General features: G+C 38.1%; 10 protein-coding genes. 4 read left to right on the top strand and 6 right to left on the bottom strand.

The genetic code is table 11. From position 1 onward, the window contains the following. Positions 1–26: 26 nt before the first annotated feature. Positions 27–680 carry a Crp/Fnr family transcriptional regulator gene (locus HME7025_RS00990; RefSeq protein WP_161956182.1) on the top strand — a complete coding sequence of 218 codons (654 nt, stop codon included), beginning with the start codon at positions 27–29 and terminating at the stop codon, positions 678–680. A gap of 299 nt (positions 681–979) precedes the next feature. Here the strand turns inward: HME7025_RS00990 and HME7025_RS00985 are convergent, their stop codons facing one another. Further along, on the bottom strand, positions 980–1,864 hold the full coding sequence (locus HME7025_RS00985; protein ID WP_109321853.1) for a YitT family protein: 885 nt from the start codon (positions 1,862–1,864) through the stop codon (positions 980–982). 394 nt (positions 1,865–2,258) lie between these two features. Between HME7025_RS00985 and HME7025_RS00980 the strand changes: the two genes are divergently transcribed. The 3 genes from HME7025_RS00980 (at position 2,259) to HME7025_RS00970 (ending at position 5,760) form a co-directional block, all read left to right on the top strand. Then, positions 2,259–2,759 (top strand): heme-binding domain-containing protein, encoded by a 501-nt coding sequence (locus HME7025_RS00980; protein WP_109321852.1) that lies wholly within the window; start codon positions 2,259–2,261, stop codon positions 2,757–2,759. 142 nt (positions 2,760–2,901) lie between these two features. After that, positions 2,902–4,044: a glycoside hydrolase family 88/105 protein gene (locus tag HME7025_RS00975; protein ID WP_109321851.1), complete on the top strand. Its 1,143-nt coding sequence runs from the start codon at positions 2,902–2,904 to the stop codon at positions 4,042–4,044. A 6-nt stretch (positions 4,045–4,050) separates the two neighbouring features. Further along, positions 4,051–5,760, top strand: coding sequence for a hypothetical protein (locus HME7025_RS00970; RefSeq protein WP_109321850.1), 1,710 nt, complete (start codon positions 4,051–4,053; stop codon positions 5,758–5,760). 60 nt (positions 5,761–5,820) lie between these two features. On the opposite strand, the gene HME7025_RS00965 is transcribed toward HME7025_RS00970, so the two are convergent. The 5 genes from HME7025_RS00965 to HME7025_RS00945 are packed head-to-tail and all read right to left on the bottom strand — an operon-like array spanning position 5,821 to position 11,035. Beyond that, positions 5,821–7,200, bottom strand: coding sequence for a sulfatase family protein (locus HME7025_RS00965; protein ID WP_109321849.1), 1,380 nt, complete (start codon positions 7,198–7,200; stop codon positions 5,821–5,823). A gap of 2 nt (positions 7,201–7,202) precedes the next feature. Next, positions 7,203–8,669, bottom strand: coding sequence for a sulfatase family protein (locus tag HME7025_RS00960; protein ID WP_109321848.1), 1,467 nt, complete (start codon positions 8,667–8,669; stop codon positions 7,203–7,205). A 53-nt stretch (positions 8,670–8,722) separates the two neighbouring features. Continuing rightward, positions 8,723–9,172, bottom strand: a complete 450-nt coding sequence (locus HME7025_RS00955) for a hypothetical protein (RefSeq protein ID WP_109321847.1) — start codon at positions 9,170–9,172, stop codon at positions 8,723–8,725. Positions 9,173–9,194: 22 nt separating this feature from the next. Continuing rightward, a complete protein-coding gene (locus HME7025_RS00950; RefSeq protein WP_109321846.1) occupies positions 9,195–10,013 on the bottom strand; it encodes a DUF2971 domain-containing protein in 819 nt (272 codons plus the stop codon). 23 nt (positions 10,014–10,036) lie between these two features. Further along, a complete protein-coding gene (locus HME7025_RS00945) occupies positions 10,037–11,035 on the bottom strand; it encodes a GRP family sugar transporter (RefSeq protein WP_109321845.1) in 999 nt (332 codons plus the stop codon). Positions 11,036–11,042: the final 7 nt, after the last annotated feature.

Genomic DNA, 11,042 nt, shown 5'->3' with positions numbered 1-11,042 from the left:
CCATTACATTTAAGGTAATTTGTGATATGTCCATCCATTTACATAGGCAATCACTAGTTTGTTTCTTATCTTCTACCATGGTTTCACCAACTCCAAAGAACCTATATAGTCTGATATTTTTCAATTCCATAACTCCTATTTCTAAGGATTTAAAAGAATATTTATCGGCTAACATGAAAAGTCATAGTTTCAAGAAAGGAGAGTTCATTTGCCAAGCAGGGGAACCATTTAGCCATTTACATTTAATCAAAAAAGGCTTGGTTCGCGGTTTTTACCAACATGGTCCTAAGGAAATAACCCAGTGGGTCGATTGGGAAAATCATGTTTTTACTTCTGTGGGTGGATTCTTCATGAGGACTCCATGTAAAGAAAATATTCAAGCCATTGAAGCTACGCAAACGGAATCGTTACATTTTGATGATTTACAGTATTGTTTGAAACACTTCCCAGATATGTCGACCATATATCGGGCACTTTTTGAATTTTATCTAGTTTCTGCTGAAGAAAGGGTCTACATTTCGCGCATTCCAAGCGCTAAAGACCGATATGAGGCTTTTTTAGCCTCTGGATATGCAGAAAGTATTTCAAGAATTCCCAATAAATACATCGCCGAATTTCTCGGAATTAGACCAGAAACCTTAAGCCGACTAGCCCAAGATTATCAAGCTATCCCGCAATAAGACAAATTCATTGAAAATTGACAATTGTCAAGTGGAGCTATGAATTTTAAAAATAATTGAATACAATTCAAATCGTTTGATATAATTTCGAAGAACAAACAACACAACTACCTTAAATGGTCAGTTGCTCCGTGTTCTTAATAAATAAATAAAAAAGGAATTTCTTTCTATCTGACGATCAAAGTCCAGCCAGCGAAGTTTATTCCTTTTTTTATGTCTAATTAGGGCAAATCTATTGATAAACAAGAAAGTTATCCCTCTTTTCTAGATACTTTTTCCCTTCAATTTTTGAATTTCTACTAATGTTTCAAAGGCCTCTGTTTGATCATTCCGCCTTTGGTATCTTTGACACTGGACATAACAACAAATGCCTCTTTATCGATTTGCTCAATAGCATTATTCAGTCGATTTAACTCCAGTCGTGTAACAATCGTATACACAATATCCACATGCTCAGATTCGCCTTTTTTGCCATATCCCTTTTTTCCTGAATATACGGTAAAACCTCTACCCAACTCCTTTTGAATCATTTCCTTAATGGCAGCATGCTCCGTAGAAATGATGGTCACCCCCATATATTCCTCAAATCCCTCCAAGAAAAAATCCAAGGTTTTGGATGCCGATAAATAGGTAACCATCGAATAAAGGGCTATTTCAACGGATAAAAAATAGGTAGCCGCTAAAAATATACACGCATTTAAAGCAATAATGATATCTCCAATCGTTGTTCCCAATCGCTTACTTAAATAAATGGCCAACACTTCCGTTCCATCAATCACCGCCCCACCTCGAATGGTCAAGCCTATTCCTGCTCCCAGAAAAAATCCTCCAAATAAGGCTACCAACAAATTATCACTCGTTACATCTGGAAATGGGACAAATGCCACAACAGCTGCTAAGCCTGAAATGGCAAAAGCTGTCTTGATAGCAAAAGTCTTACCCATCACCCGCAATCCAAGAAGTACAAAAGGGATATTAATGATAATCAATAAAAAAGCTAGCGGTAATTTCGTTACGTTCGTTAACAATAACGATATCCCCGTGGCTCCTCCATCAATAAAATGATTGGTCAACAAAAAGCCCTTAAAACCAAATGAGGCAGAGAATATTCCAAGAGTAATGAGAATAAAATCCTTTAAAAAGGACAGATTGCGACTTTTGACAGTACTATTTTTATTTGGCATAGGCTAATCGTTTTGAACAACAGGAGAAATTTCCAAATTTGATGGACATTCAATAAGTTAACTACGGATTCCAATCTTGCGTTCCATTTTTACTATGCAAATCCATTTTAGTATGACTGTAAAATAGAAATTCATTCATGCTGGATGAGACACTTATCGACACAATTAGATATAACACTAAATATCTAATTGATTATATACAATGACACAATCTTCCGTAGATACCCAAATTCTAAAGAATTTTCTGAAATGTCAACGCCTCTACCCCTATATTATTCTTTCGAAACAAATTTTATTGACCAGAAAATACACGACTTGAGTATAATTGGGGGAAAAATTCACAATTTTCTTTAATTTAGATGAATAAGAACCCGAGTCTAATCCCACAATATCCATGAAAAAGAAAATTCTAATTGCCCTAATCGTACTATTGGTTGGTATACAATTTATCCATCAAGAAAAAAATGAAACCAACGATGAGACATATGCCATCTCTACGAAATACTTAGTTCCTGAAAACGTCAATCATATTTTACAAGTAGCATGTAACGACTGCCATTCGAATAAAAGTACCTATCCTTGGTATAATAATATTCAGCCGGTTGGATTTTTCTTAACACATCATATCAATGATGGGAAGAAACATTTAAACCTTTCCACTTTCACCAAATTACCTATTGCGGTACAAAACCATAAATTGGAAGAAATTGCAGAGACAGTAGAAGAAAAAGAAATGCCATTGGAATCATATACCTATTTGGGACTACACAAGGAAGCTAATCTCAGCAAAGAACAGAGGGAAGTTTTAATCACTTGGGCTAAAGCTCAAATGGATAGCTTAAAGGCGCATTACCCAGCTGATAGCTTGGTAATGAAAAAGAGAAAACAATCCTAACAATTTTGGCTCATATAACTATTTATATGAATTTTTGCACAGAATAAAGGATATAAATTTCTATCTTGAAGGGAAAATGTTTGGCTTCACCACCATCATTTTCCCTTTTTTTGCTCTAGACCTTTTAAATAATGATTAAGCGATGAGAAAAAGTCTTTTCTTCAGTATTCTCCTATTTTTTGCACTCTCCCCCATTCAAGCCCAAACTTGGATTGATTCCTTAGACCGATATGGCAGAGAAGTATATATGCCCGCAGAAAAATACGTCTGGGATTGGGGTCAAGCAACTTTTCTGAATTCATTAATTCATTTATACCAAACAAAACCGGCATCTGAGAAGTCCCAATACCTCCAATACATTCGGACAGCTATGGATAAAACATACGATGTCGCTAATGGAAAACACCCTAATGCCATCGCCTCTGGGATAGGAATGGCTTTTTTAGCACGCGTAACCAAAGAAGAAAAATACAAAATAAAAGCTCAGGCCATTTACCAAGATTACCTAAATGCGCCAAGATCCAAAAACGGTGGAATTTCTCATCGGACAGAAACCGTCGAATTATGGGACGACACGGTCTATATGCTCAACATGTTCCTAATGGAAATGTACCGCGCCACGGGCGAAGAAAAATACCTAGCCCACATGTACGCTCAAATTAAAGCTCATAGCCAATCCCTAGCAAACCCAGAAACCGGGCTTTGGGTACATGCCTGGGATGATGATGAACAAGATTATGATGATGGCTGCAGTGTGGTAGGTTGGCCCGACAAAAAGACTCGAAAAAGCAGCGAATATTGGGGACGGGCGAATGGCTGGGTCACCATGACTTTGGTTGATGTACTTAGCAACATTAGTCCCAAATCCAACTATTATGAGCCGTTAAAAAACGAGTTTTTGGCCATCATACGAACCTTGCCTTCTTTACAAAACAAACAAACCGGCCATTGGTATCAACTCCTACTGTATCCTCAGGATGCCAAAAACTGGGAAGAAAGCTCGTGCACCGCCATGTATGCCTATTCTATGTCCAAAGGCATTGAACTTGGTTTACTAAGTTCCCAAGAGTATTTACCCTCCATACACCTTGCCTATCAAGGTTTAAAAAAATATAGTTTAGTTCAACCCAAAGGCTCCTATTTATGTCCCAGTCGAGTTTCTGGAGGAACATGCGTAGGGATGAAAGACTATTATTATGGAAGACCCATCGTAGAAGGTCAAGGTTTTGGCATTGGTTCATTTATCATGTTTGCCCTAGAATATCAAAAAATTTCTCATAAGTAATTTCCTATGAAAAGAAGAAAATTTGTACAAATTGGGGCCATGAGTTTAGGAACTTTATCCAGTGCTCAATGGGCTTATGGGACTAAGCTTAAAGTAGAAAAACCCGCTTGGCTAAGTAAAATCATTCAACAAAATGACCAAGATTTTCCTCGCTATGAAGCGTTGCGGATTACTGACCTTAAGCACCCCTATTTTGGAGGTTTCCGCGATGGAGATGACATTCCTAATCCACAAACCACAGGCTATTATATTGTAAAAGTAGCTTGTGCAGTTATTAGCCCTGAGTCTAGTCTTTTCGAATCAAAAGCCCATATTGAAAAAGCCATACAGGCTTGTCAATGCTTGCTAAAAATGCAGCATACTGATGGCACCATTGACTTACTAAGTACCAATTTTCACTCGCCCCCAGACACGGCATTTAGTGTCGAAAAGCTAAGTGTCGCTTATGTTTTATTACAAAAAAACAATGTAGATAATCGCTATTCGAGCCTGATGAAACCCTTAGAAACGTTTTTAAAGCGCTGCGGGGAATCTTTGGTGGTAGGTGGTGTCCATACTCCCAACCATCGTTGGGTCGTTTCAGGTGCTTTGGCCAAACTATATCAAATCTGGCCAGACCCAAGGTATAAAGCCCGAGCCGAACAGTGGCTGCAAGAGCATATTGATTTAGATCCAGATGGACAATACACCGAAAAAAGTGCGGGTATCTATTCGGCTATCATCAACAAAGCGCTCATTTCAATTGTCCATGGATTCAAGAAACCAGAGCTACTAGATGCGGTTAGAAAGAATCTAGAAATGACTTTATATTACGTCCATCCTAATATGGAAGTTGTCACAGATGCCTCGAACCGACAAGACAAAGGCGGCATTAATATGTTTGAAAATTACTACTATGGGTTCCGATATTTGGCCATTTTAGATAAAAATCCCCGATTTGCTGCCATGTGCCGTCTCATTGAAAAAGCCTATTTCCCTAGGATTGGCACGCATATAGAAAACTTTTTGGATGAACCCTTTTTATGGCAAGAACTACCCGCAGGAAATAGCATTCCTTCCAACTACGTTAAATCATTCCCATATTCTGGATTAGTTAGAATTAGAAGAGATCAATGGGATTCCACCATCTTGATCAATAATCCTAATTTCTTGACTTTTCATCATGGAAATGCCATTTTGCAAGGACTTCGATTAGCTGCCTCTTTTTTCGGAAAAGGTCAATTTCAATCCAATGAAATCAAGCAAGTAGGAGACACTTGGTTACTTCAACAAAAATTAGATGGCCCTTATTTTCAACCACATAGCAAAGAACAAATCGACCCTAGTGGAGATTGGGAAAAAATGCCTCGAAGTAATCGCAAACAAAGTGAAATTCAATACTTAGAAACAAGCATACAAATAAAAGAAACTCCTACTGGATTAAGTTTCGACATTGACATGAAAGGAACCGACGGCGTTCCTGTAAGTCTAGAGCTAATCTTTCGGGGTGATGGAAAATTCGAAGGAGTTATTCCCAGTGGAAAGGAAAGCAATACTTATCTATTGAAAGAGGCGGAAGGAAAATACATCTTAGGAGAAGATCGTATTCTTTTTGGACCAGGCAAAGCAGAACATAAGGCCATTCATCTAAGAGGAGGTTTACCTTTTGCACAAGCACCTTCAGTTTATATTACGGGATTCACCCCATTTAGACATCAGCTTTTCATTCGACAATAAGCCAATTTAAAGAATGTGACATAGATTAGAAGCTTTTCATAAAACTGTTTATAAAGAATTTTAAGGTAAGCGCTGCCCCTCCAATTCAGCCACTTTTTGCTCCAATTTTTGTCGCATAAGCGTCAATATATCTCGGTATTTTGAAACAGAAGCTAAATTCTTTTTCTCCAAAGGATCTTGCTTCAAATCATACAATTCTTCTCGATCCAAGTCGTCTCGATAACGGAAATACTTCCAATGTTTGGATCGAATCCCTTCACTTGAAGCAATAATTTTTACCTTCCAAAGGTGTTCTACCAAAAAATCCTTTCTCGATTTAGCAGGTCTTTCCCCTTGTCCATAAGAAGCCAAATTTTGCCCTTGCCAAGTACTTGGAATCGACAAGCCTGCAAATCCAAAGATGGTAGGAGCTATATCGATATTTAATACTTCATCCTGAATGTCTTGATGTTTGGGATTCCTTGGATCATATACGATCATTGGTACACGTAGCGAATTATCATACATCAACCATTTCCCTGCCAACTGTCGCTCTCCCAAAAAATAGCCATTATCTCCCATCACAATGATGATGGTATTCTTGTCCAAACCCTTTTCTACCAGCATTTTTCGAATCTTCCCTATTTCCAAATCTACACCCGATATCATTCGGTAATAGCCTTTCACACTTCTTTGGTATTTTTCAGGAGTATCAAATCGCCAATGCCAGCGGGTTCTATTTTCTCCTGTTCGAACATATTCTGGCTGTGCTAAAAAGTCCGCATCGGTGGCCATGATAGGCGGAGCTATTGTCACATTTTGATATAAATGATCTACTTCTGGTTGCCAAAAATACTGCAGCTCGGAGGGGTCGTGAGCATGAGGGGCTGAGAAGCTAAGTGATAAACAAAAAGGCTTATCGCTCGGCGCTTGTGCTATAAAATCCATAGCTTTTTGGCCGGTATACCGACTTAAATGCACCGAGTCTTTTCCCAGAGTCTTATAAAAATAACCCCGATAATCCTTCAACTTATCATCCCGATCATAACTTTCTCCTTGATCAAATAAAGAGGCAAATGAGGCATATTGTATTCCAAACTTGCCATAAAATCCAGTGTAATAACCTGCTTGTTTCAACAAAGCTGGATAAGATTGTGCTACATAGGCCTGCTTGATGTCTCCTTGTCCAAACGTATATTGATGCGTTCTTTCATACATTCCTGTGATGATACTTGCCCGACTAGCTGCGCAAATGGGGGTGGTCACAAATGCGTTTTTAAAGTAGATTCCCTTTCGGGCCAAATCATCCATGACAGGCGTTTGAATCACTTTATTTCCAGCATAGCCCAAAGCATCCCATCGATGATCATCTGTCAAAATAAAAATGATATTCGGTTTTTTTGTTTGAGATATTCCCAAAAATGGTAGCCATAACAAGACAAAAATGATCCAGCTTTTCATGTTTATTTCGTGTTTTGAGGATAACCTGTGGACAAATCCTTGATCGGAATTCCTTGATAATTGACTTTTTGGTAAGGAACTGTTTCGGTTTCATCAATCAAATAATTCCATTGTTTGACATAAGATAGGCCCGACTTAAACTCATCTTTTCTCATTTTCAATTCCGATTGCAGCGCCTTTTCCATTTGGCTTTGAACCTCCCTAACCTTGGTTTGATTGACCAAATTGGTCAATTGAAAGGGGTCGTTTTTGTTATCAAATAAAAGCCATGGGCCTTGTAAATCTTTGACATAGGTATATCGATTAGATACTAAACCACGGTATTCCCGTCCACCTTTAGCTCTTGGCCATTGGCCAAAAGGCTGTACGCAAGAAATCAGCGTATAGCTAACATCATCTTTTTTCTTGCCTGTCAATATGGAAGAAAAATCCCGACCTTCCACCGTTTTAGGCACTTTCATCCGCGTCAAACCCAAAAGTGTTGGCATGATATCAGGTGTATTCAATAAGACATCCAGCTTTTTCCCTTTCTTTCCGAAAACCTTAGGATAATGCAATAAAAATGGCACTCGAATACTTTCTTCATATGGCTGCTGCTTGTTCCAAGCCCCATGTGAACCTAATAAATCTCCATGGTCAGAAGAGAATACCAGGATGGTGTTTTCATCTAATCCTTGGTCTTTCAGTGCCTGCCACATTTGACCTACACAATCATCAATTGCTGTCATGTGGGCATAATAACCTCGTGCATCTTTGATGGCCTTCTCTCTGTTTTCTAGGGGTACATTGTCTCGCAACTTAATTTCTACATTTTCGTACATGTTACGGTATTTCTCAGGAGCAGTTTGGTAGGGATCATGAGGAGAACCGATGGAGATAAACAACATGAAAGGCTGGGAAGATTTCGATTGAGCCTTTAAGTACTTCACAACATCCTCCGACTGAGCAATGGCATCATAGCTTTCCCAGGTTTTTTTGACAGGAGAATCCCCTGAATAATACTCCGAATGGTTGTAATCATGGGTACATTCCAAAGCCTTCCAATAGTCAAAGCCTTGTCGACGCGATACTGGAATATACGAACTCCGACCATGTCCATCCATGTGCCATTTACCAATATATGCCGTCTGGTAACCTTCTTGCTTATATGTTTTGGCAATGGTGGTACTATTGGAATCCAACAAAACATCATTCATGAAAACCCCATGCGTTAGGGGGTATTGACCAGTAATTAATGAGGCGCGATGAGGGGAACAAACAGGCATACCGGAAACCGTTTTTCGCAAATTGAGGCTTTCCTTTTCTAATTGATCCAAATGAGGTGTTTTCACCACTTGATCCCCCGCATAACCTATGGATTGGGCCCTCCATTGATCCACCAAAATGTAGAGAATATTGGGCTTTTTAGATTGGGCTGACAGGGAGAAACATCCGAGCAAAGAAAAGATAAGGAATAGTTGTTTTTTCATGTCTTGGATATTCGTTTCAAAAAAATTCACTCCCTCTTGGGATGAGCTTAAACCTAATTACCCAACTCGGTTTTTAATTGGGCTATTTTACTTTGCAATGGGCTTATGGTATCAATTTTTAGCCCCTTGGTAAATGTAATTTGGTGCGACAAATCCCCGTTCTGTATGGCAATCCACTCATCACAACCATCAAAGCAGACGTTACAGGTCTTATATTTCAAGAGATTAAATTGAGACCAATTCACCACATTTTTGATTTCTGCCCATTCTTGGTCGGATAATTTCCTAGACTTAACAACTTGAGGCTTCAATGAATTACGTGGCACATAATACGTATAGCGAACTGTTTGATTCGCAATTTCCAAAGTATCAATTCCTGAGCCCCATCCGCATATAAAACCTGCTTTGATCTTGAAATTAGATTCATTCAGCGGGTCTGGTGAGGAATTTTTGCAGGAAAAGATTCCAAGGCATGCACATATTATTAGGACTAGATTCTTCATAAAAATTTATAAAACTCATAATTTAAATTTCATCTCTATCCAATAGAAATTTAAATTCAACTTGTTTCACTTGAAATACTTTTATTCCTTTCTTCTTACAAATTTTAATAATTTTTGCTTTATGAGCTTCAGGTGTCCTCAATCCAATAATTACCTCAGCAATATAATCCGAGTTAATGTGAATTTGTCTGCAATTTAATGTAGGAATTTCTTTATGAAAGAATTTAGTCAATCTATACTCCTTCTCATAAAACCAATCTTTGGCTTTATTATGAGAGTTTTTAAAAATAGTTTCAGGTTCCCCTTTTATATCTTCTAAAGGATGTATAATTGGATATTCTTCTTCTGAGGGATAAGAAACTGGTCCTCCATTATCAAATAACCCTGAATTTCTGAGTTTTTCCTCATAAAATCCAATACAATAACCAGAATGTTCCCTCGCATAATGAGACCACATTAAAATATTATTCCAATCAATTGAAAGTGATAAAATACCAATTCTTTGATCATACATTCTGAATGATTTTTCCTCAAATTCTTTATGAAAATTTTCTATATTGCTGTTATGTAATCTAGTTTGAAGAAATTTCTTTATTTCAATTTCATTTCGACCATCTCGTAAAAAAGTATTTTTGTGTTTTTTAATATATTCATCAATATATTGGTTCTTTCCCTCCTCCTTAAGTAAAAGAAAATTAACAGGAATTCTACAATCAAAAGGGTCATTAAAATCCTTTGGAGAGGCTAAGTAAAGTTCAAAATGAGTAAGAGGTTTCTTCCCAACTCCTTTCCAAGGTCTATATTTATAAACAATTTCTGGGTAATTTTCAGGTGTTTCCATTTCTTGCTTAAATACCTATTTAATTACTTCGCCCCAATCAATAAAGCCAAACCAACGATATATAAGAGCAACATCCAATTGAGCATGCTTTTAGTGGAGCTCTTGGCTTTATCAAACTCCTTCCAAATAAATATTCCCCAAATAGCCGCTACCACCGTAGCTCCTTGCCCCAAACCATAGGATACCGCTGGACCTGCTTTTTCGGAAGCTAAAATACTCAAGGCCATTCCAATGAACCAGATACCTCCTCCCAAGATCCCCATTATATGGTCTTGAAAAGATCCTTGGAAATAATCTCCAAAGCCTACTGCATTTCCTGAAAATGGCTTTTTCATTTGCCAAGTATTGAACAAAAAAGAACTCAGCAAAACACCTACGGAAAATAAGACCAAGGCGGTATAAGGACTTAATTTGCCAACTTCAGGGGCCACAAAATTAGTAGCCATGGAGGCTGCCACGTATTTATAAAACAAACCCATTAAACAACCACTGATAACAGATAAAAATAAACCTTTGCTGGATAATTTTTCAGAGCCTCCTTCATTCAATTGTTTATAGGCTCGGGCATTTAAAATAATAGCCAATGAAATCAAGGCTACTCCACCAAAGATCAAGATGGGGCTTCCTTGTGGAGCAGCAAGGTAATTCACCAATACACCCAATACCAAGGCAATACCAATACCTACGGGAAAAGCCACTGACATTCCTGCAATGGAAATAGCAGCCACTAATAAAATATTAGCCCCATTAAAAATCACACCACCTAGAAAGGCCGAAAATAGATTCTCTTGGGTAGCTTGATTCAAGTCAGGGATAAAGCTTCGGCCTTCGTCACCGACACTTCCAAGCGTTAAAGCAAATAAAATCGCTGAAATCAAAATCCCTAGTGCATAATCCCAATAAAACAATTCGAATCGCCAATGGCTACTGGTCAACTTCTGGGTGTTGGCCCAAGAGCCCCAGCACAGCATCGTTACAATACACAGTAAAACGGCTGTCAAATAATTTTCGATGATAAACATAGTATCC

It is taken from the genome of Aquirufa nivalisilvae, assembly GCF_003143535.1.
Taxonomy (GTDB): Bacteria; Bacteroidota; Bacteroidia; order Cytophagales; family Spirosomataceae; genus Aquirufa; species Aquirufa nivalisilvae.
Note: the sequence above shows the minus strand (reverse complement) of the source record. Positions and strands in the feature narration are given on the sequence as shown.